General features: G+C 67.9%; 18 protein-coding genes and 1 riboswitch. Of the genes, 8 read left to right on the top strand and 10 right to left on the bottom strand.

Annotated elements, in window-relative coordinates:
- Position 1: 1 nt before the first annotated feature.
- The 4 genes from OG588_RS29495 to OG588_RS29480 all read right to left on the bottom strand — a co-directional run bounded on the left by OG588_RS29495 (position 2) and on the right by OG588_RS29480 (position 4,442).
- On the bottom strand, positions 2–877 hold the full coding sequence (locus tag OG588_RS29495) for an ABC transporter permease (RefSeq protein ID WP_405949928.1): 876 nt from the start codon (positions 875–877) through the stop codon (positions 2–4).
- Positions 864–1,838, bottom strand: a complete 975-nt coding sequence (locus OG588_RS29490; RefSeq protein ID WP_405949927.1) for an ABC transporter ATP-binding protein — start codon at positions 1,836–1,838, stop codon at positions 864–866. The genes OG588_RS29495 and OG588_RS29490 overlap by 14 nt, the downstream gene beginning before the upstream one ends.
- A gap of 51 nt (positions 1,839–1,889) precedes the next feature.
- Positions 1,890–3,116: a LolA family protein gene (locus tag OG588_RS29485; RefSeq protein WP_405949926.1), complete on the bottom strand. Its 1,227-nt coding sequence runs from the start codon at positions 3,114–3,116 to the stop codon at positions 1,890–1,892.
- A 315-nt stretch (positions 3,117–3,431) separates the two neighbouring features.
- Positions 3,432–4,442 (bottom strand): polyprenyl synthetase family protein, encoded by a 1,011-nt coding sequence (locus OG588_RS29480; protein WP_405949925.1) that lies wholly within the window; start codon positions 4,440–4,442, stop codon positions 3,432–3,434.
- 205 nt (positions 4,443–4,647) lie between these two features.
- Here OG588_RS29480 and OG588_RS29475 point away from each other — a divergent pair, with 205 nt between their 5' ends.
- The 3 genes from OG588_RS29475 (at position 4,648) to OG588_RS29465 (ending at position 9,082) form a co-directional block, all read left to right on the top strand.
- Positions 4,648–6,153 carry a peptide MFS transporter gene (locus OG588_RS29475; RefSeq protein WP_405949924.1) on the top strand — a complete coding sequence of 502 codons (1,506 nt, stop codon included), beginning with the start codon at positions 4,648–4,650 and terminating at the stop codon, positions 6,151–6,153.
- Between the two features lie 16 nt (positions 6,154–6,169).
- Positions 6,170–8,164, top strand: coding sequence for a CocE/NonD family hydrolase (locus tag OG588_RS29470; protein ID WP_405949923.1), 1,995 nt, complete (start codon positions 6,170–6,172; stop codon positions 8,162–8,164).
- A 231-nt stretch (positions 8,165–8,395) separates the two neighbouring features.
- Positions 8,396–8,597: riboswitch (cyclic di-AMP (ydaO/yuaA leader) on the top strand.
- 5 nt (positions 8,598–8,602) lie between these two features.
- Entirely contained in the window at positions 8,603–9,082 is a 480-nt protein-coding gene (locus OG588_RS29465) for a transglycosylase SLT domain-containing protein (RefSeq protein WP_317771366.1), read from the top strand.
- A gap of 120 nt (positions 9,083–9,202) precedes the next feature.
- Here the strand turns inward: OG588_RS29465 and OG588_RS29460 are convergent, their stop codons facing one another.
- Positions 9,203–10,009, bottom strand: a complete 807-nt coding sequence (locus OG588_RS29460; protein ID WP_405949922.1) for an HAD family hydrolase — start codon at positions 10,007–10,009, stop codon at positions 9,203–9,205.
- A gap of 89 nt (positions 10,010–10,098) precedes the next feature.
- Positions 10,099–10,305 carry a TA system antitoxin ParD family protein gene (locus tag OG588_RS29455; RefSeq protein WP_405949921.1) on the bottom strand — a complete coding sequence of 69 codons (207 nt, stop codon included), beginning with the start codon at positions 10,303–10,305 and terminating at the stop codon, positions 10,099–10,101.
- On the opposite strand from OG588_RS29455, the gene OG588_RS29450 reads away from it, so the two are divergent.
- Positions 10,304–11,557 (top strand): RNA-guided endonuclease InsQ/TnpB family protein, encoded by a 1,254-nt coding sequence (locus OG588_RS29450; RefSeq protein WP_405949920.1) that lies wholly within the window; start codon positions 10,304–10,306, stop codon positions 11,555–11,557. The two genes, OG588_RS29455 and OG588_RS29450, sit on opposite strands and share 2 nt — an antisense overlap.
- An 80-nt stretch (positions 11,558–11,637) precedes the next feature.
- On the opposite strand, the gene OG588_RS29445 is transcribed toward OG588_RS29450, so the two are convergent.
- From OG588_RS29445 to OG588_RS29430, 4 genes are all read right to left on the bottom strand, one after another.
- Positions 11,638–12,666: a LacI family DNA-binding transcriptional regulator gene (locus OG588_RS29445; protein ID WP_019061182.1), complete on the bottom strand. Its 1,029-nt coding sequence runs from the start codon at positions 12,664–12,666 to the stop codon at positions 11,638–11,640.
- Between the two features lie 63 nt (positions 12,667–12,729).
- The gene (locus OG588_RS29440; RefSeq protein WP_317771364.1) at positions 12,730–13,611 is read right to left on the bottom strand and encodes a carbohydrate ABC transporter permease; all 882 of its coding nucleotides are present in this window, start codon (positions 13,609–13,611) and stop codon (positions 12,730–12,732) included.
- Positions 13,608–14,597: a carbohydrate ABC transporter permease gene (locus OG588_RS29435; protein WP_266860785.1), complete on the bottom strand. Its 990-nt coding sequence runs from the start codon at positions 14,595–14,597 to the stop codon at positions 13,608–13,610. Before OG588_RS29435 ends, OG588_RS29440 begins: the two co-directional genes overlap by 4 nt.
- On the bottom strand, positions 14,594–15,928 hold the full coding sequence (locus OG588_RS29430) for an ABC transporter substrate-binding protein (RefSeq protein WP_405949919.1): 1,335 nt from the start codon (positions 15,926–15,928) through the stop codon (positions 14,594–14,596). The genes OG588_RS29435 and OG588_RS29430 overlap by 4 nt, the downstream gene beginning before the upstream one ends.
- Before the next feature lie 221 nt (positions 15,929–16,149).
- Between OG588_RS29430 and OG588_RS29425 the strand changes: the two genes are divergently transcribed.
- From OG588_RS29425 to OG588_RS29410, 4 genes are all read left to right on the top strand, one after another.
- Complete coding sequence (locus OG588_RS29425) at positions 16,150–18,150, top strand: beta-galactosidase (RefSeq protein ID WP_405949918.1); 2,001 nt, start codon at positions 16,150–16,152, stop codon at positions 18,148–18,150.
- A 75-nt stretch (positions 18,151–18,225) separates the two neighbouring features.
- The gene (locus tag OG588_RS29420) at positions 18,226–19,383 is read left to right on the top strand and encodes an arabinogalactan endo-beta-1,4-galactanase (RefSeq protein WP_405949917.1); all 1,158 of its coding nucleotides are present in this window, start codon (positions 18,226–18,228) and stop codon (positions 19,381–19,383) included.
- Positions 19,384–19,494: 111 nt separating this feature from the next.
- On the top strand, positions 19,495–20,370 hold the full coding sequence (locus OG588_RS29415; RefSeq protein WP_405949916.1) for a helix-turn-helix domain-containing protein: 876 nt from the start codon (positions 19,495–19,497) through the stop codon (positions 20,368–20,370).
- Entirely contained in the window at positions 20,367–20,579 is a 213-nt protein-coding gene (locus OG588_RS29410) for a DUF397 domain-containing protein (protein WP_405949915.1), read from the top strand. The genes OG588_RS29415 and OG588_RS29410 overlap by 4 nt, the downstream gene beginning before the upstream one ends.

Below are 20,579 nucleotides of genomic sequence, written 5' to 3'. Positions count from 1 at the left end.
CCTACGCCGTGATGTCCTTCGCCGTGAACCGCGCCCAAGCCGCCGACCCGAACACCGCCGCGTACAACGCCTGAAGGCCCAGGTTCTTCACCAGGTCGTCCCAGTAGACCGGTTCGCGCATGAGGTCGGCGAAGGACAACCAGTAATGCGAGAAGAAGTACGGCTGAAGCGCGTGCAGTTGAGGAATCTGATCAAGAATCTGAACGGTGATCAGCAGCCCCACGGTGGTAGCCATCGCCGCGATCCCACTGCTGGTCATGGTCGAGATGAACAACCCCAGGGCAGCGATACCGACAAGAGAAGCGGCGACCACGAGCGCGATCAACAACGCCCGCCCCAACCCCTCCGCGAAGCTGATCTGCGTACCGGAGATGGTCGTCAGATCCCCCAACGGAAAGAGCAACGCGCCCACCGTCAGCGCCGACAGCGCCACGACCAGCGTCGCCACCACACAGAACGTCATCACCGTCGCGTACTTGGTGAGAAGCAACCGAGTACGACCGGCCGGCGCGACCAGGAGATACCGCAAGGTCCCCCCGCTCGCCTCGCCCGCGATCGAGTCGCCCGCGACGACCCCGATGGCCATCGGCAGAAAGAACGGAAGCGTGGCGGCCAACGCGGTGAACACCAGGAACAGCCCGTTGTTGGTGATCTGCGCGATGAACGCGGGCCCACCGCCCCCGTCCCCCCGCCCAGCCCCGCCCCCATCCTGCGTCTCCACCTTCACCGCGATCCCGACCAGAATCGGCACCGCGGCCAACACCCCGAGCAACGCAAGCGTGCGCCACCGCCGAAACGTGGTCACCAACTCACTGCGCAACAACCCGAACGTCCACACAAATCGCGGCGCCCGCACCGCAAGATCAGCCTGCGACATCGAACCCCTCCCCCGTGAGCGCCACGAACGCGTCCTCCAGCGAGGCCCGTTCAACCCCGAACCCCCGCACCCGCACCCCGGCGGTCACCAACGCCTCATTCACCTCGGCGAGTTCACGATCAGGCGGCTCGGCAGTAACCCGCTCCTCCGCCACGACCACATCCGCCAGCCCCAACTCCTTCAGCACCCGCGCCGCGTCCCCGACATCAGGCGTGGTCACGAACAACCGCCCCCGCGTCCCCGCCGCCAGCTCGGTCACCGAGCCCTGTGTGATCAGCCGCCCCTGCGCCATCACGGCCGCATGCGTGCAGACCTGCTCGATCTCATCAAGGAGATGCGAAGACAGAAAAACGGTCGTACCGTCCGAGGCCAACTCCCGGATCAGAGACCGGATTTCACGCATCCCCTGCGGATCGAGCCCATTCGTCGGCTCGTCCAGAACAAGCAGCTCACGGGGCTGAAGCAAGGCAGAGGCAAGCCCCAGCCGCTGCTTCATCCCCAGGGAGTACGCCTTCGCCTTCTTCCCGGCGGCAGCCGTCAGCCCCACCCGATCCAGCGCGGCGGCAACGCGGGCCCGCCGGGTACGGGGATCGGCGGTCGGATCGGCGGCGTCGTACCGAAGCAGATTGTCGCGACCGGACAGGAACCCGTACAGCGCGGGCCCCTCGATCAACGCACCGACACGAGGCAGAACCGTACGCACGGACCTCGGCATGGCACGACCAAGCACACGGGCCGTCCCGGAGGTGGGTTCGATCAACCCCATCAACATCCGGATGGTGGTGGTCTTGCCCGACCCATTGGGCCCGAGGAAGCCGAAGACGCTGCCCGCCGGGACGGTCAGGTCGAGACCGTCCACGGCGAGCTGTCCGCCGCGAAAGCGCTTGGTGAGTCCACGGGTGGCGATGATGCCGTCACCTGGGTCCGCCTGTTCCGGCACTTCAGCGGACGGTCCGCCCATCGACTCCCTCAATTCGTCGTGCCCCTACGGCAGTTGATCAGCCGCCGGTACTTACTTCGCCGCGTCAGCCGCCTTGACCAACGCACTCTTGGTCACCGCGCCGACGTACACCTTGCCGTCATCCGTGATCAGGGCGTTGATCAGCCGGGTCGAGTACACCGTGCCCGAACCGAAGGAGCCCTTGACCTGGTCCCCGAGCGAGCTGAGGAACCCGCCGAGGTCCCCACCACCGGCCGAAGAGCCGGTCGGAACGCCCTCGCCGCCGGTCTCGAAGACGGCGATGGAGTTCCAGCCCTTGCCGATGACCGTGGGATCGTCGGCGCCCTTGGCGAGGCCCTTGTCCGTCTTGCCGCTCTTGTCGTCCTTGCCGAACGGGGCGGAGTGGTCCGGAGTCGCCTTGCTCGGGCTGTCCTCCGTGGTGACCTTCGCCCCCTTGGGCGTCTTGAAGTCGAAGGTGGAGGCAGCCGGCTTGCTGAGGCTGAGCTGGGTGAAGCCGACGTCCACGACGGCCGCGCCGCCGCTCGCCGGGGTGAGCGTGAACTTGAGCGGCAGGCCGGTCTTCGCGTCCACCGCGATGCTGATCGCGCCGACCGTCGTACCGGACTGCTTGGGCTTGATGACCAGCTTGTAGGCGTCGCGCCCGGCAACATGCTCCGTGCCATCGACCGTGACGGACGTCGTGTCGTCGACCGACTTGAGCGCCTCGTCGGTGAGCCCCTTCGGCGTCGCCCGGGTCTCGTCGCCCTTCGAGGCATCCGCGGCGGTCGTACCGTGGAAGACCTCGTTCGACTTGCTGTCGTAGCCCCAGACGTCCTTGCCGTTGTGGATGAGGCTGTACTCCGCCGCGTTCTCCAGCAGGGAGACCTTCTGCTTGTCGGGGCCGTCGGCCGCGACGCGCAGGGTGTGGGTGCCGCTGGCCAGCTCGGTGAGCTTGGCGGTCGGGTCGGCGGAGGAGCCGTCGCCGGACTTCGTGGCGCCGGACAGCATGCTGCTCTCCAGGCCGCCGAGGTCGGGCAGACCCAGGTCGGTGCTGATCTTCACGGTGCCGGACAGCTGCTGGACGTCCGACTTGGCGATCTTGTTGATGAGCTGCTCTGCGGTGATCTTCGGAAGGTTCGGGTCGCCGGAGTCGGCGAGCGCCGGGACCAGTCCGATGGTCGCGGCCGCCACCCCCACCACGGTGACCGGGACGATGTACCGCGCCGCCCTGCGCCGCCCGGCCCGGAGCTCGTCGCGCTCTCCGGTGTCCGTGCTGTCGTCGGTTTCGTACGGTGCCATGTCTGCCTTACCTCCGTCGTCGGCGGCGGCTAACCCTTGTTGTACTCTCCCCCAGTTCTCGGCTTCGCTCGAACCGGGAGGGGCCCCCACCACCCTGAGCCGCCATTCTCACCCGAATCGGTGAGGAGTGGTGTTTTCTCTGTTCTCCATCTGACCAAATCGCCGAGGGATAAGCGTCAGACCCGGGAGGCAACTCCACGTACTCCTGCGGTATGACACACGGAGGCGGCGCCTCCCCAAACCCTTAGGGGGAAGACGCCGCCTCCGTACGGCAGTTGCTCAGGACCTTTTGCGCAGGACCCTTTGCCCAGGACCTCAGCCCGCCCGATGCACCACCGCATCGCACATCTCCAGAAGCGCGACCTTCGCATCGCACTCCGGAAGCGGAGCGAGCGCCGCGCGGGCGTCCTCCACGTACCGGACGGTGTCGCGGCGGGCCTGCTCCAGGGCCGGGTGGACGCGGAGCCGGGTGAGCGCCTCGGCGTGCCGGGCGTCGTCCGTGAGGTCGGAGTCGAGCAGTTCGCACAGGGCGATGTCCTCGGCGAGACCCAGGCGGGCCGCCCGCTCCCGGAGCAGCAGCACCGGCAGCGTGGGGATGCCCTCGCGCAGATCCGTGCCCGGGGTCTTGCCGGACTCCTCCCCGTCGGAGGCGATGTCCAGGACGTCGTCGGCGAGTTGGAAGGCGACGCCGAGCCGCTCGCCGTACTGGGTGAGGACGTCCACGACCGTGTCGTCGCAGCCGGACATCATCGCGCCGAAGCGGCAGGCGACCGCGACCAGGGAGCCGGTCTTGCCGCCGAGCACGTCGAGGTAGTGCTCGACCGGGTCGCGCCCGTCGGAGGGGCCGGCGGTCTCCAGGATCTGGCCGGTGACGAGGCGTTCGAACGCCTCGGCCTGCACCCGCACCGCCTCGGGGCCGAGATCGGCCAGGGTGTGCGACGCGCGCGCGAACAGGAAGTCGCCCGTGAGGACAGCGACCGAGTTGCCCCAGCGGACGTTGGCGCTCTCCACCCCACGGCGTACGGTCGCCTCGTCCATGACGTCGTCGTGGTACAGCGTGGCGAGGTGGGTCAGCTCGACGACCACGGCCGAGGGCACGACACCCGGCGCGTAGGGGTCACCGAACTGTGCGGCAAGCATCACGAGGAGCGGCCTGAACCGCTTTCCGCCCGCGCGCACGAGGTGCTGGGCGGCCTCCGTGATGAAGGGGACCTCGCTCTTGGTGGCTTCGAGCAGACCCTCCTCGACTGCCGCCATTCCGGCCTGGACATCGGCTTCCAGAGCCTGGTCCCGCACGCTCAGCCCGAACGGCCCGACGACGGTCACGAGGGGTCTCCTGTCTGCTGGTGTCCCTGGGCGGTCACACGGATTGTCGATAGGTCGCTGGTATCACTCAAGTCAGCGTATCCGGTCAGCTTTCGATCACCCATGCCGCCCACCCCGTCCAGCGGGGGCGGTATCGGATCACGACCGGTATGTTTTCGATCACCTGATAAGAACGGATATTTATCGACTTACGCGGAAGTAGTGGATGGTGTCTCGAACCGCACTGGAAGCCGAACCCGACGACCAACCGCCCCCCGAGGACGACCACGCCTTCTTCGGCCAGCCCAAGGGGCTGCTCACGCTCTCCGGGCTCGAGGTCTGGGAGCGCTTCTCGTTCCTCGGCATGCAGGCCATCCTCGTCCTCTACTTCGCGGATACCGTCGCGCACGGCGGCATGGGCATGTCGTCCGGAACGGCCGCGTCCGTGTCCGCAGCCTACGGAACACTGGTCTATCTCGTCTCGGTCGCGGGCGGCTGGCTCGCGGACCGCATCCTCGGCTCGTACCGCGCGGTGCTGTGGGGCGGCATCCTCATCGCCTGCGGGCACTACTCGATGGCGGTCCCGACCGCCACGATGACCTGGGTGGGCCTCGGCCTGATCAGCGCCGGCACCGGCCTGCTCAAGCCCAACGTGGCCACCATGGTCGGCAAGCTCTACCGCACCGAGGACGAGCGCCGGGACGCCGGTTTCGCGCTCTACTACATGGCGATCAACATCGGCGCCTTCGCGGGCCCGCTGATCACCGGCTGGCTCGGCGACCACGAGGGCTGGCACTGGGGCTTCTCGGCGGCCGCGGTCGGCATGACCTTCGGGCTCATCCAGTACGTCGCAGGGCGCCGTCACCTGGCCGGTCGCAGGAACACCGCGGAGTTCGCGCTCGCGCCGGACGCGCTGCGCCGCGCGGTGCGGCTCATCGTCGTAGGAATCCTGGCGGCCGCCGTGCTCGCGACCGGCCTGGCCCTCGCCGGCTGGCTCACGATGGGCCGCTTCGTCGACCTGCTCACCGTCATCTCGGTCATCGCTCCCGTCGTCTTCTTCACGGTGATGTTCACGAGCCCACGCGTGACCCCCGCCGAACGCGGCCGACTGCGCCCGTACATCGTGCTGTTCCTGGCCTCCACGGTCTTCAACTTCATTCTCTTCCAGGCCTATTCGACGATGATGCTGCTGGCCGCGTCGAACGCCGAGACGACCATCCTGGGCTTCGACTTCCCCGCCAGCTGGTACGCGAGCGCGCTCGGTGCCTTCGAGGTCGGCCTCGCACCCGTGGTCGCAGCCCTCTGGGTCCGCATGGGCCGCAGCCAGCCGCACGCCTCCAACAAGATCGCGATCGGCGTCGTACTCGGCGGCCTGTCCTTCCTCCTGATGGTCCTGCCGACCAGCGGGCACAGCGGCGACGCCTACCGCATGTCGGCCTGGTGGATCGTCGGCTCGTACTTCCTGCTGGGGCTCGGCGACATCCTCCTGGAGACCTCCGGCATGTCGGCCACCACGAAGCTCGCCCCGGCCGCCTTCTCCAGCCAGACCATGTCCCTCTGGTTCCTGTCCCTCGCCCTCGCGAACGGCATCCAGGCCCAGACGGTGAAGCTCTACGACGACGTCTCCAAACCGGCCTACTTCGGCGTCAACGGCGCGATCGCGGTGGCCGCGGGCCTCGCGGTGATGGCCGCGGCGCCGTGGCTGCGCCGCACCATGCATCCGGTCCACTGAACCCAGGGGTCCCCTCATGCGCATCCGTACGTCCTTCCCCCACGAGACGGCCCGCGAGGACATCCGCATCCCCCTCACGGACGGAACACGCCTCTACGCGCGCGTGTGGCGCCCGGTGACGGACGAACCCGTCCCCGCGCTCCTCGAATACCTCCCGTACCGCCTGACCGACTGGACCGCGCCCCGGGACGCCCAGCGCCACCCCTGGTACGCGGGCCACGGCTACGCCTCCGTCCGGGTCGACGTGCGCGGGCACGGCAACAGTGAGGGTGCCCCCGGCGACGAGTACGACGCGCAGGAACTCGCCGACGGCGTGGAAGTGGTCAACTGGCTTGCCGCGCAACCCTGGTGCACCGGCAAGGTCGGCATGTTCGGCATCTCCTGGGGCGGCTTCAACTCCCTCCAGATCGCGGCCCTCGCTCCCGAGCCGCTGAAGGCGATCGTCACGGTCTGCTCGACGGACGACCGCTATGACAACGACGTGCACTACATGGGAGGTTCGGCCCTCGCGGTCGACCTGCACGCCTGGGCGGCCACCATGCTCGCCTTCGTGGCCCGCCCGCCGGACCCCGAGTACGCGGGCCTGATCTGGCGCGACATGTGGCTCAAGCGCCTCGAACAGATCGACCCGTTCATCCACACCTGGCTCGCCCACCAGATCCGCGACGACTACTGGAAGCACGGCAGCGTCTGCGAGGACTACACCGCGATCAGCGCGGCCGTCCTCGCGGTGGGCGGCTGGCACGACCCGTACCGCGACACGGTCCTACGGCTCGTCGAACGCCTCCCGCCGGACCGCGTACGCGGCCTGATCGGCCCCTGGTCCCACCAGTACCCGGACCGCGGCCTGCCGCCGGGCCCCGCGATCGGCTTCCTCCAGGAGACCCTCCGCTGGTGGGACCACTGGCTGAAGGGCGAGGACACCGGCGTCACGTCCGACCCCCTCCTACGGGCCTACGTCAGCGACTCCCACCCGCCGGCCACGGTCTACGACACCCTCCCGGGCCGTTGGGTCGGCGAGCCCGCGTGGCCCTCGCCGCACGTGAAGACGACGACGTACGGCCTCCGGGGTGCGCCTGTGATCGTCCGCTCGCCCATGCACACGGGCGTGGACGCGGGCCGTTTCTTCCCCTTTGGGAACGACGCCGATCTGCCGCCGGACCAGCGGGACGAGGATGCGCGCTCCGCGTGCTTCGAGTTCGAGGTACCGGCCGAGACGTGGGTGCTGGGGCGGCCGAGGGTGCGGCTGCGGCTGACCTGCGAGGTGCCGCGCGGGCAGGTGATCGCCCGGCTGTGCGACGTGGCCCCCGACGGCGCCTCGACCCTGGTCACCCGGGGTGTGCTGAACCTGTCGGCGCGGCACGGGCGGGACCGGGCGGTGCCGTGGACGCCGGGCACCACCGAGGACGTGACCTTCGAGCTGAACGGCATCGGGCACGCGTTCCCGCCCGGGCACCGCATCCGGCTCGCGGTGTCGTCGGCGTACTGGCCGTGGATCTGGCCGCAGCCGGAGTCGTCGACGGGGTTCACGCTGGACCCGGAGGGCAGCGCGCTCGAACTCCCCGTGCGGGAGCAGGAGTTGGCGGGCGACATTCGCTTCGAGGAGCCGGAGGAGGCTGAGCCGCTCGGGGTCAACTACCCGGCGACGCTGGACGAACCGCGGCCCGAGCGGCTGGTCGTACGGGATGTGGCGAAGGGCGAGTGGCGGCTGGAGGTGGACCCCCGGTACGGCGGCACGCGCGTGTACCCGGACGGGCTGGAGTTCACCGAGGACGCGTTGGAGACGTACACGATCGACGAGTCGGATCCGTTGTCGGCGCGCACCCGGTCGGACTGGTCGATCCGGCTGCACCGGCCGGAGCTGGGGTGGGACACGACCGTGCGGACGCGGTCGGAGATCACTTGTGACGAAACGGAATTTATTACCTCGAACGAGGTCATCTGCACCGAGGGCGAAGAAGTGATCTTCCACCGCACATGGGAGAAAAGGATTCCGAGAACTGCCAGTTGAGGGCGAATGCCCGATTTGCCGTTCTTAATCCTCCCGTGAGTTGGGTCACGCGTTTCTGTGCGTGACCTGTGTCCCGGTCTGCCCGCGTTTTCCCTTACGGCATTTGACAGTTGACCCTTGGCTCGCGCAAAGGATCAAGTGCCCCATACGCCTCAGACCAAGGTCAATAGGGGTTAGGTGTGATTCCGCCACTTGTTCCGGACATGTGCTCTCGCATAGTTTCCCGGCCTGTCGAGCGGAACGCCGAATCCTGCCGCCGCCCGGCATCCCAGTCACGAACTTCTCGCACGGCAGGAGCGGGGGAACCAGGTAAGTCGCCGGGCCGGTCGTCGCGACCGGAACGGCTTGGGGTTAAGTCACGTCCGCAAGGGCGCGGCCGGGCACCTCCCAGCCCGAACCCGACAGCTCACCTCGCAGGCGACGGAGAGGAACCTCGTCATGCCTGCATCCGCTCAGTCCCGCCGCGCCCGCCTCGTCCGCCGTGCCGTTCTCACCGGTACCGGTGTCGCGATCCTCGCGCTGCCTGTCGTCGGTGCGACCACCGCGTCCGCGGCCACCACGTCGACCACCACCGCCTCGACCACGCTTGCCGGGTACCCCAACACCCTTGACGGGTGGATTCGGGAGTCGCTCGCGATCATGGCGCAGAAGGGGATTCCGGGTACGTACAACGGGATCTACCGGAACGTGATCCGTGAGTCGTCCGGTAACCAGTACGCGATCAACAACTGGGACTCCAACGCGGCGGCCGGTACGCCGTCGAAGGGGTTGCTTCAGGTGATCGACCCGACGTTCAACGCGTATCACGTTGCCGGGACTTCGTTTGATCCGTATGACCCGGTTGCGAACATCACCGCTGCTTGTAACTACGCGGCGGCCGTGTATGGGTCCATCGACAACGTGTACGGCGCCTACTAGAAACTGTTGGGCCAGTCACGACGGGTTGTTGTTTGTCTGCAGCGCCGTCGTGGCTGGTCGCGCCCGCGCGGCGGAGCCGCAAATAGACACAGCCCCGCGCCCCTAAAAGACGGGCTCGTTTCAGCTGAAGAGTCTTTCCAGTACGGCCGCGATTCCGTCGTCCTCGTTCGAGGACGTCACCTCGTTTGCCACCGCCTTGAGTTCGGGATGAGCGTTGGCCATCGCCACTCCATGCGCTGCCCAGTCGAACATCGGGATGTCGTTCGGCATGTCGCCGAAGGCGATGGTGTCGGACGGGGTCAGGCCCAAGTGGCGGGCAGCCAGGGCCAGTCCCGTCGCCTTGGTGATGCCGAGTGGCTGGAGTTCGACGGTGCCGGGGCCCGACATGGTGACCGAGGCCAGGGAACCGACCACCGAGCGCGCCGTGGACGCCAACTCGTCGTCCTCCAGGGCCGGGTGACGGAGCAACACTTTGCTGATCGGCTCGCACCACAAGTCGTCGCGCCTGCCTACCCGTACCGCCGGAAGCGTGGGGTGCGGCATCAGGTAGCCGGGCTCGATCAGGGTGAGGCCGTCCACGCCGTCCTGGTCGACCGCCGCGTACACCTGGCCCACCTCCGCCTCGATCTTGCCGAGCGCGGTCTCCGCCAACTCCCGGTCCAGGGTGACCGACCAGAGCAGACGGTCCGCGCCGGCGTCGTACAACTGCGCGCCCTGTCCGCACACCGCGAGCCCTCTGGAGCCAAGGTCGTCGAGGAGGGGCCGCACCCTCGGGGCGGGCCTGCCGGTGACGACGAGGTGCCGGGCACCGGCCTCCGCCACCCGCCGCAGTACGGCGCGGGACCGGTCGGAGAGGGTGTCGTCGCCGCGCAGCAGCGTTCCGTCCAGGTCGGTGGCGATCAGTGCATATGCGAGGGGGGCGGCCATGATCAGAGAATACGGATGGAACGCCCCACCGACTCGACACGAACCGGACGGCTCCTGCCTTCACCGGCTAGCCGGAGATGCCTCTGCATTCACGCCGAGGATGAATCCGGCTTCTCAGGCAGCAGAGCAGGGGTAGTCGGATCACCGCCGGGCGATCCAGCGTCCGCCAAGACGGCAGCGAGCCCGACCTCGATCAAGTACAGGATCTCGGAGTTGATGGACCGCCGGTCGGCAGCCGCTTGAGTGCGGACCCGAGCATGCAGGTCGTCAGGGAAGCGGACATTAAAATTGACCATGCAGCCACCATATAGCTACTGTGCAGCCATGACGGCATTACAGGTGGCCGCGGAGGATGCCGGGCACGCCCGGTACACCTTCCGCATCCGCATGTCTTCCACCGCCCGTTCCGGCCTTGAAGGCGAATGGGCGCGGTGCCGGTGGGTGTGGAACGAATCCGTGGCCACGTCCCGCGAGGTCCACGGCCGCAACAAGGTCACAGGCGAGAAGACAACATGCGGCCCGGCACAGCTCGACAAGATGCTGACCACAGCCCGAATCTCGATGGCGTGGCTACGTGAGGGCTCGTCGGTTCCCCAGCAACAGACCATCCGCGACTTCAGCAAGTCCCGAGCCAAGGCAATGAAGGACATCAAAGCTGGCTTGCCGATGCGGCAGCGGGCGGGAATGCCCCGCCCGAAGAAGAAGCGCGAGGCACTGCCGAGCCTGAACTACACGAAGCGCGGCTTCCGCCTGAAGCACGGCCGCCTGCACCTGGCCGGGGGCATCGTCCTGTCACCGGTGTGGTCGAGGGACCTGCCCGCCGAGCCGTCCTCAGTCCGCGTGTACCAAGACAGCCTGGGGCACTGGTACTGCTCGTTCGTAGTCCCCGCCGAGGTACAGACGCTGCCGGGGACCGGCCGGGTGATCGGTGTCGATTGGGGTGTGAAGGAGACCGCGACCACTACGTCCGACACCCACGACCTCCCGCATCCGCAGCACGGGAAGCGGGCCCAGGCCAGGCTGTCGCGGTACGACCGCATGGTGGCCCGCCGCAAGCCGAAGAAGGGGCAGGCCGCCTCGAAGGGCTATCGCGAGGCGAAGAAGTGGCGGGCAAAAACCTACGCAAAGGTCACCAGGCAACGGCAGGACACCAGCCGCAAATGGGCCAAGCAAGTAGTACGTGATCACGACGCCGTGGCAGTGGAGGATTTCCGCCCGAAATTCCTCGCGAAGTCGACGATGGCCCGCAAGGCCGCCGACGCGGCGATCGGCGCCACCAAACGGGCTCTGCTGGAGATGGCCCGCAAACACGGCCGGATCGTGTACCTGGTGCACCCGGCCCACACCACCATGGACTGCGCCACCTGCGGAGCGAGAACCAAGCACGCACTGCCGCTGTCCGAACGCACTTACACCTGCACCACATGCGGAAGCGTCTCTCCCAGAGACAAGAACTCCGCCCGTGTGATGCTCGTCCGGGCTGGTCTCAACCCGGCTGGTGTCGAGGGCGTAAGACCTCCAGGAGCCGCGCTCCCGGAGGCGGCCTGAGCCAGGAATCCCCTTCATCTACGAGGGGGAGGATTCAAATGCGTGTACCCGTGTTCCGGTTGGTTTGACAATTACGACCGTTATGCCGACTCCCGTACCACCAGTTCCGTAGGCAGAATCACGCCCGCCGTGTCCTCGCCGGCGATCTGGGCCAACAGCATGCGCACCATCTCGGCGCTGATGCGGTCGTAGGGCTGGCGCATGGTCGTCAGGGCCGGGGTGATGGACGTGGCCGCCGCCGAGTCGTCGAAGCCTCCGACAGCGATGTCATCCGGGACCGAACGGCCGGACTGTTGGAGGGTGTTGACCACTCCCAGGGCCATCAGGTCCGAGGCCACGAAGACCGCGTCTATGTCCGGAGCCTGGGCGAGGAGTCTGCGGGCCGCTTCCTCGCCGCCCGTGCGGCGGTAGTCGCCCTCCACCACCAGCGTCGGGTCGTGGGGCAGGCCTGCCTCCGTGAGGACGTCCCGGTAACCCGCCAGGCGGTCGGGGCCGCCCGGTGCGTCGAGGGGGCCGGTGACCATGCCGATGCGGCGGCGGCCGCCCGCGATGAGGTGGCGGACCATCTCCTGGGCGCCGTCGCGGTCGGCGGCGGCCACGTAGCTGTACTTGGAGGCGGTGCCCAGCGGCTTGCCGCAGGCCACCAACGGGATTCCCGCGTCCCGGAGTTCGGCCGCGACCGGGTCGCCGCTGTGGTTGGAGACGAGGAGGACGCCGTCCACGTGACCCGAGGTGATGTACCGGGTGAGGCGGCGGCGTTCGTCCTTCGAGGAGGCCAGCATCAGCAGGAGCGGGATGTCGTGGCGGGCCAGGTGTTCGGTGCAACCCCGCAGCAGGACATTGAAGTTGGGGTCCTCGAAGAACTTCTCCTGCGGCTCGGTGAGGAGGAACGCCACCGAGTCCGAGCGTCCGGTGCTCAGGGAGCGGGCGTGCCGGTTGACGACGTAGCCCGTCTTCCTGATCGCCGTCTCCACCGCGGTGCGGGCGGCCGGTGAGACGTAGTGGCCGCCGTTCAGGAACCGGGAGACGGTCCCCCGGGAGACGCCTGCCTCCCGGGCCACGTCGTGGATGGTGGGTGGTTTGCGGCGTCCGTTCGGACTGGTGGCCATGGTCCTCGTTCTGCTGGTTCAGGTGCGGTGGGGGGAGGCACTGCGCTCAGCTCCGTACTTACCTCAAGCCTTGACCGATCCGCTCAGCAGGTCCAGGGACCAGAAGCGCTGGATCACCAGGAACAGCGCGATCAGCGGCAGGATCGCGAGGAAGCAGCCCATGATGACCAGGGTGTAGAGCGCCGGTTGGGAGGCGCCCTGGGTCAGCAGGGTGTAAAGGCCCAGCGTGATCGGGAACTTGGTGTCGTCCGCGAGCATCACGTACGGCAGCAGGAAGTTGTTCCAGATGCCGACGAACTGGAACAGGAACACCGTGATGAGTCCCGGCATCATCATCGGTACGGCGATCCGCGAGAAGATCCGCCACTCGCTCGCGCCGTCCATGCGGGCGGCTTCGAGGAGTTCGCCTGGTACGGCGGCGGCCGCGTAGATACGGACGAGGTAGACGCCGTAGGGGGAGAGGATCGACGGCAGGAGCATCGACCAGTACGAGTCGGCCAGGCCCAGCTTCGAGAGGAGCAGGTACTGCGGGACCGTCAGCACGATGCTCGGGACCAGGACACCGGCCAGCATCAGCTTGAAGATGAACTCCCGTCCCTTGAAGGCGAATCGGCCCAGTGCGTAGCCGCCGCCGGCCGAGACCGCGGCGGAGAGCAGGGCGCCGCCGCCCGCGTAGAGGAGGGAGTTGGCCATCCACTGCCAGTAGATGCCGTCCCGGTAGGAGCTCAACTCCTTGAAGTTGGCGGCGAATCCGGTGCCGGGGGCGAAGGTGAACGTGGAGAACAGTTCGCTACGGCCCTTGCTCGCCGCGATGACCACCCAGACCACGGGGATCAGGCAGTACAGCGAGCCGAGGATCAGGACGAGGGTGGGTACCCACGCGGTGCGCTTCGGCTTGGTGAGGCCCGGGCGGGCGTCGGTGGCGGTGAGGGTGAGAGGGGTCATGCCCGGTCCTCCCGGGTGTAGCGGTCGGAGACGCGCAGCAGCGTGAAGGAGAGCGCGAAGGTCGCCAGGGCCAGCACCACGGCGGTGGCGGAGGCGCCGTAGATGTCCGACCTGAAGAAGGCGGCGTCGTAGATGGCCATCAGCGGACTCCAGGATCCGGAGAGGCCGTTGGTCAGCGGCTTGAGGGCCATGGGCTCGGTGAAGACCTGGAGCGTGGCGATGACCGAGAAGAAGAACGTGAGCACCAGCGACGGCATCACGATCGGGATCTTGATCCGCAGGGCGATCTTCAGGTCGGAGGCGCCGTCGATCTTCGCGGCCTCGTAGATCTCCTGCGGAATCGCGCGCAGGGCGGTGTAGATGACGATCATGTTGAAGCCGGTGCCGCCCCACACCGCGATGTTCGCGAAGGAGAGGTACAGGTTGCCGCCGTCGAACAGGTCCGGCTGCGGGAGGTTGAACTCCCGCAGCAGGTAGTAGAAGGGGCTGACCGTCGGGAGGTACAGGAAGCCCCACATCAGGGCGGCGATGATGCCGGGGACGGCGTACGGCAGGAAGATCGCGAGCCGGGCGAACTTGGCGCTGCGGGCCTGCGGGGTGTCCAGCATCAGCGCGAAGACCAGCGCCAGACCGAGCATCGTGGGGATGACGATCAGGCCGTAGCCGAAGGCGCGCAGGACGCTGTGGCCGAACTCGGAGTCGTGCAGGACGTCGGTGTAGTTGCCGAGGCCGTTCCACACCTGCTCGCGGGCGCCCTTGCCGAGGCCGATGCCCTTGACCTGGACCTTGTGGAGACTGAGCCACACCGCGTACCCGATCGGTACGACGGTGAAGGCGGCGAACAGGAACAGGGCCGGTACGAGGAACCAGTACGGCGCGCTGCGGCCACGGCGGCGGAGGCGGCGGGGGCGGACGGAGGTGGCGGTGCCGTCCGCCAAGGGCCCGGCCGTCGTCCGGTCGGAGCCCTTGAGCGGAGTGGCGGTCATGCCTCGGTCACCTTGAAGCCCTGCTTCTTCATGTCGGTGAAGGTCGCCGACTGCATGGTGGCGAGCGCGGAGTCGAACTGGGCGGACTTCTTCGCCTTGCTGGCCTTGCCGAACGCGTCGCTGAAGGTGTCGTAGGCGACCTGGACGTTCGGGCCCCAGGCGGAGGCGGCCGTGGTCGCGGCGATCTTCGCGGCCGTGTCGTAGAAGTCGGTCTGGTTCGGGAAGAACGCGGGGGCCGTCAGCACCGAGCCGGACTGGCCCTTGGTGGCCGCCGGGTAGATGGAGACCTCCTTGACCAGGGCGGCCAGCGCCTCCGCGTCGGTGTTCAGCCAGGTCGCGAACTTGGCCGCGGCCTCGGCGTGCTTGGAGTCGGTGGAGACGCCGGTGGAGGAGCCGCCCCAGCTGCCGGTGACATCCTCGCCCGTGCTCCACTGCGGCAGCGGCGCCATCCGCCACTTGCCCTTGGTGTCGGGGGCCGAGCTGATCAGCACGCCGGGTGCCCACACGGCGGAGACCCAGCCGAGGTGGGTGCCCTTGTTCAGCGCGCTGCTCCAAGCCGGCGTGTACATCGGCTGGTTGTCGATCGCGCCCTCCTGGACGAGCCCGCCCCAGAAGTCGGTGACCTTCTTCGTCGCCGCGTCGTCGATCCCGACGGTCCACTTGCCGCCGTCGCCCACGGTCCACCACTTGGCACCGGCCTGCTGCGCCAACCCGGCGAACAGACCAGGGTCGTTGGCGGAGAACGTCGTCAAGTAGGCGTCCGGGACTGCCTTCTTGGCGGCGCGGGCGGTCTTGGCGAAGTCGTCCCAGGTGGCCGGGACGGTGAGGTTGTGCTTCTTGAACAGGTCCTCGCGGTAGAAGAACATCAGCGGCCCGGAGTCCTGCGGTATCGCGTACACGGCGTCGGTGCCGAGCGTGACCATGCCCCAAAGTCCCTCGGCGAACTCGGACTTGGCGGACTTCGCGTACTTCGAGATGTCGGCGAGCACGTCGTTCGAGACCAGCGTCGGCAGCGACTGGTACTCGACCTGGATCAGGTCGGGGGCGTTGCCCGCCTTCTTCGCGGTGATCAGCTTGGAGACGATGTCCTTGCCGGCCGCCTGCTTGGACACGGTGACCGTGATGTCCGGGTTCTTCTTGTTCCAGATCGCGGCGACCTTGTCCATGTTCGGCGCCCAGGCCCAGTAGGTCAGCTTGACGGGCCCGCTGCTCTTGCCGGAGTCGTCGTCGGAACCGCCACAGGCGGCGAGGGTGCCCGTGAGGCCTACGGCTGCTGCCCCGGCAAGAATGCTGCGCCTGCTGAACTGGTGGCGGTGGATCGACATCTTCATCTCCCCTGACTGAGTGCGAGCCGGCCTCGGATGTGTCCCACCTGCTCCGCACGGCTCTGTGACCGTGCACAGTAGAGAATTGTTTCGGACCCTTGTCAATGGATGAACCGTGGGGTTACCTACTTGTTGCTGACGGATGGACGCCGCAACCATCCATGTGCACGATCACAGAATCACTCGCTTTTCCGTCGCCTCAGTCGCCGATCCCCGGGAGTGAACCCATGCCGTCCCCCGCCCCGCACGACCGTCTGCCGCTCGCCTTCGGAGGTGACTACAACCCCGAGCAGTGGCCGCAGGAGGTCTGGGAGGAGGACGTACGGCTGATGCGGGAGGCCGGGGTCACGGCGGTCTCGCTCGGCGTCTTCTCCTGGGCCCGGATGGAGCCGCGTCCCGGTGAGTACGACTGGGAGTGGCTGGACACGGTGATCGGCCTGCTGCACGCGTCCGGGATCTCCGTGAACCTCGGCACGCCGACTGTCGTCCCGCCGGCGTGGTTCTACCGCGCGCACCCTTCCTCGTTGCCCGTGACACGCGAGGGAGTCCGCCTCGCCTTCGGCTCGCGGGGCGCGATATGCCACTCGAACCCCGACTACCGGGCGGCTGCGGCCACGATCACGCGGGCGCTGGCCGAGCGCTACGGCAGCCACCCGGCGGTGGTGTTGTGGCACGTCCACAACGAGTACGGCGCCCCTGTGCTCGCCTGCTACTGCGATGTGTGCGCGGCGGCTTTCCGGGGCTGGCTGCGTGAGCGCTACGACACCCTCGATGCCCTCAACCGGGCCTGGGGAACGGCGTTCTGGGGCCAGCAGTACGGCGACTGGGAGGAGATCACTCCGCCCCGGGCGACCCCGTCCGTATGCAATCCCACCCAGCAACTCGACTACCACCGCTTCGCCGACGCCCAGGCCCGCGCCAACTTCGTCGCCGAGCGGGACATCCTGCACCGCCTCTCCCCCGGCGTCCCCGTCACCACCAACTTCATGGTCGCGCCGAGCCAGGGCCAGACCGTCGACTACTGGGCCTGGGCGAAGGAGGTCGACCTCGTCACCAACGACCACTACCTGATGACGGACGGCCGCCGTACGCACGTGAACCTGGCGCTGGCTGCGGACTTGACCCGCTCGGTGGCGGGCGGCGGCCCGTGGCTGCTCCTGGAACACGCCACGTCCGGGGTCAACTGGCAGCCGTACAACCCCGCGAAGCGTCCCGGTGAGATGGCGCGGAACTCACTCGGGCATGTGGCGCGGGGTTCCGAGGGCGCGATGTTCTTCCAGTGGCGGCAGTCGCAGTCGGGGGCGGAGAAGTTCCATACGGCGATGCTGGCGAACTCCGGTACGGACAACCGGGGTTGGCGCGAGGTCACCGAACTCGGGAAGCGCGTCGCGGACCTCGCGGATCTACGGGGTACGCGGACCCGGGGTGACGTGGCGATGGTGTGGTCGTGGGACTCCTGGTGGGCGCAGAGCCTGGAATGGCGGCCGAGCCAGGATCTGGACGCGCGGGAACGGTTGGATTCGTTCTACGAGGCCCTGTACGACCGGCACTTGACGGTGGACTTCCTGCCGCCGACGGGGCTGTCCGACCTGGACCCGGAGCGGTATCCGCTGCTGGTGGTACCGCAGTTGTACGCGGCGCCGGTCGGGGTGGGGGCGGATCTGGAGCGGTACGTCTCGCGGGGCGGGACGCTGTTGGTGTCCTTCTTCTCCGGGATCGTCGACGAGAACGACACCTTGCATCCGGGCGCGTATCCGGGGGCGTTGCGGGACGTACTCGGGCTGACGGTCGAGGAGTTCGACCCGTTGCTGCCCGGGGAGACGGTGTCGGTCCGGGGTGCGGACGGTGCGCTGTACGAGGCGGATCTGTGGTCGGAGGTCGTGATTCCGGGTGCGGGTTGCGAGACGGTCGCCGCCTTCGCGGACGGTCGTACGGCGGGAGGGCCCGCGTTGACCCGGTACGCGCTGGGGTCGGGGGCTTCCTGGTACTTGGCGACGCGGCTGACCGGCGCCGACCTGGCCGCCGTCGTCGACCTCGCTCTCACGGACGCGGGGATCACGCCGGTCGATCTTCCCCGCGATGTCGAACTCGTCGTACGGGAGGGCGAGTCGGGGACGTTTCGCTTCGCGGTGAACCACACCGGGGGCGAGGTGAAGGTGGTGCTGCCGGACGGGAGTCGGGCGGCGGTGCCGGCGGGCGGGGTGGAGGTCTTCCGGGACCCGCGCTGACCAACTGGCGTGTGGTGGGGCTCAGTTCTGGTGTTTCTCTTCTGTGGTTTCTGTTCGGTGAAAGGGAACTTCGTGATGCGCAGACGCAGTGTTCTTACGGCGGCGGGGGCGGCGGCACTCGCGGTGCCGGTGCTGGGCACGGTGCCCGCTGTGGCGAGTACGGGGGGTGGGGCGGACCGGCGCCGGTTGGAGATCCGGGGGATGGACATCTCGTCGCTCCCCAAGGACGAGGCGTTCGGGGCGATTTATCGCCGGGCGGACGGTCGCCGGGACGATCCGATCCGCATCCTGGCCGACGCGGGTGTCACCCACGCCCGCCTCAAGGTCTGGGTGAACCCGGCCGACGGTTACAACAACAAGAAGCACATCCTGCCGTTGGCGAAGCGGTTGCGCCGGGCGGGGATCGGCATCTGGGTCGACTTCCACTACTCCGACACGTGGGCGGACCCGGCCCACCAGAGCAAGCCGGCGGCCTGGGCGGACCTGGATGTGGCGGGCCTGACGCGCGCGGTCTACGACCACACCGCCGACGTGTTGGGCGCGTTGCGCCGCCAGGGCACTCCGGCGGACCTGGTCCAGATCGGCAACGAGATCAACGGCGGGCTGCTCTGGCCCACCGGCAAGAACTGGGGTGACGACGGCGGGGGTTGGGGCAACCTGACGACGTTCTTGAAGGCAGGTCTGAATGCCGCCCGCGACACGACCCCGCGTATCCGCACGATGCTGCACATCGCCTCGGGCGGCGACAACGGCACGTCGCGTTGGTGGTACGACAACGTGGTGGCCGACGGGGTCGACTTCGACATCATCGCCCAGTCGTACTACCCGTTCTGGCATGGCACCCCGGACGCGGCGTCGGCCAACTTGGCGGATCTGGCGGCCCGTTACGACAAGCCGGTGCTGATCGCGGAGACGGCGTACCCGTTCACGTTGGAGAGCGAGGACGCGACGAACGACATCATGTACGACGCGTCGCAGCTGACTCCGGGCTACCCGGCGACCCCGGCCGGCCAGTCGGCGTGGCTCCGCACGGTGGCCGACCTGATGGCGAACGTGCCCGGCAACAAGGGCCTGGGCTACTGCTATTGGGAAGGCGTCTGGACGTATCGCAAGGGGGATGGTTGGGACCCGGCGGATCCGACGTCCGGCAACGCGTGGGAGAACCTGGCGTTGTTCGACTTCCAGGACAGGGCGTTGCCGGGGTTGAGGACGCTGGGTCGTTATCGGTCGTAGAGCTGCTCGTGCGGTGACTTGTCCAGAGTTTGTCCGATGCTGTCTTGGCGGGTGGGACAGTTCGTACGGGTAGTGGCCGTCGCGGCACGGTCGTACGACGGAGGGCGCGGGATGAGTGCCGAGAGCGAGCCGGAGCAACTCAGCAGTGAGGCCGACGAACTGGGTTGGGAGGTGGACCCGGACGACGAGTGGGGGTTGGCGGTCCTCGCGACGGTGGGGCGGCAGTTGAGGCTGCGGCGCGAAGCGGTGGGAATGCGCGTCGCGGACTTCGCGGTGGCGGCGGGGTACAGCGAGGACCTGGTCTACAAGATCGAGGGCGGGGAGCGGATTCCCCGACCCGAGTATCTGGACAAGGCTGAGGAGGTGCTGCGGGCGGATGGACTGATCTCGGCGATGAAGGAGGACGTGGAGAAGGTCCGGTACCCCAAGAAGCTCCGCAGGATCGCCGAGTTGGAGGGGAGCGCGGTCGAGATCGGGGTCTACGTCGGTCTCAGCATTCACGGACTGCTCCAGACGCCGGAACACGCGCGAGCGCTGTTCGAGGCACGCCAACCGCCCTACCCGGACGCCGAAGTGGAGCGCCTGGTCGCCCTCCGCGTGAAACGGCAGAAGGTCTTCAGCAAGAGCCCCCTCCCCTCGATCAGCTTCGTGCAGGAAGAGGCGGCGCTGCGTCGTCGCGTCGGAGGGACAATGGTGAGGCGTCGGCAGCTCGAACATCTGCTGGAGGTCGCGCAGTTGCGCAATGTCACACTCCAGGTGATGCCTACGGAAACCGGCGCGCACCCCGGTGTGGATGGCAAGATCGAGTTACTGAAGTTCGCGAATGGCACTGTCGTTGGGCGTTCCGATGGGGCCTTCAGCGGTCGTCCGACTTCAGCCCCCAAGGAACTCCGCGTTCTGGAACTGCGGTACGGCACCATCCGGGCCCAGGCTCTTACGCCGGGGGACTCACTCGCCTTCATCGAGCAACTGCTGGGAGAAACATGATCCGCAAGGCCTCAGCCGACGCAACCTCTGGGCTGGCGTGGTTCAAGAGCAGCTACAGCGACGGCACAGAAGGCGACTCCTGCGTCGAGGTAGCCACCACCCCAGCCACCATCCACATCCGCGACTCCAAGCACAGCCCCCAGGGCCCCCACTTCACCGTCACGGCAACCACGTGGACGACCTTCGTGACGTACACATCCAAAGCCTGA

This window comes from Streptomyces prunicolor (genome assembly GCF_045162825.1).
Lineage (GTDB): Bacteria > Actinomycetota > Actinomycetes > Streptomycetales > Streptomycetaceae > Streptomyces > Streptomyces prunicolor.
This window is presented reverse-complemented; position numbering and strand designations above follow the sequence as displayed.